This window comes from Neisseria sp. P0021.S007, from assembly GCF_051956855.1.
Window position 1 is genome coordinate 1 of the sequence record NZ_JBQCXA010000329.1, and the last position, 815, is coordinate 815.

Genomic DNA, 815 nt, shown 5'->3' on the forward strand with positions numbered 1-815 from the left:
CTGCGGACGGGCAACCCGGGTAAACTTTTGACCAATCCCGTTCTCATAACAGGCTACACCGAAAGCATGGTTGGCCGAGCCTTTGTATTCCGTACCGTTGTCGGAGTAAACGCACTCAATCAGATATGGGCAGGGATCAATCAGGTGTTCGGTCAGAAACTTGGCGGCGCTGTCTGCGGTTTTGTCCGGCAAAATGGCGGCGTATAGCTCCCTTGAGAAATCGTCAATGGCGACAAACAGGTAATCCCGCTTATCGGTGGCTTTCTGCCCTTTGAGCAGCGGCAGCCGTTTGGTATCGAGATGTACCAGCTCTCCGGGGTAGGATTTATTGTAGCGTTTGGCCTGCCTTTTGAGTTTTTCCTGAATGCCGCGTTCTACCTTGGCCAGGCGTTTCATTCCGTATTTTGCCTGTTTGAAACGGTTGTTGGTACTGGTTTGGGGTTTGAGCAGTCTGCCTCTTGCGGCTTTAAGTGCGCGGTAAATGGTGACGCGGCTGACTTGGTAGCGGCGTGCCAGGGAGGTGACGCTTTCCTTCCAATGCGTGTAGGCCAGCCAAATGGCTTGGCGGTGGTGAGGGGTGAGACGGGTGTTTTTGTGCATGTTCATGTTTCAGTATTCTCCTGGAAATACTGTAAACCACGCTACTAGTTTCTACACAATCATTTGGAAGTTGGGAAGGTATGCAGATCGCTGACCTGCGGAAGCTAACAGAATTCACACAACTGACCAATGACCCGGCAGCTTATAAAGCATTAAGCAATGGTGGCGAAACCTTTGAACAATTGGCAGTACGTGCAATGGCCGCCCTTTACGAT

At 51.3% G+C, this 815-nt stretch carries 1 protein-coding gene and 1 pseudogene; one reads left to right on the forward strand and one right to left on the reverse strand.

The window, feature by feature from the left end; genetic code table 11:
- Positions 1-606: DDE-type integrase/transposase/recombinase (locus tag ACTHUR_RS13145; RefSeq protein WP_440398957.1), on the reverse strand; the 606-nt coding region annotated here is incomplete at its 3' end.
- A gap of 65 nt (positions 607-671) precedes the next feature.
- Between ACTHUR_RS13145 and ACTHUR_RS13150 the strand changes: the two are divergent.
- A pseudogene (locus ACTHUR_RS13150) lies at positions 672-815 on the forward strand (histidine phosphatase family protein); the annotation flags it as partial.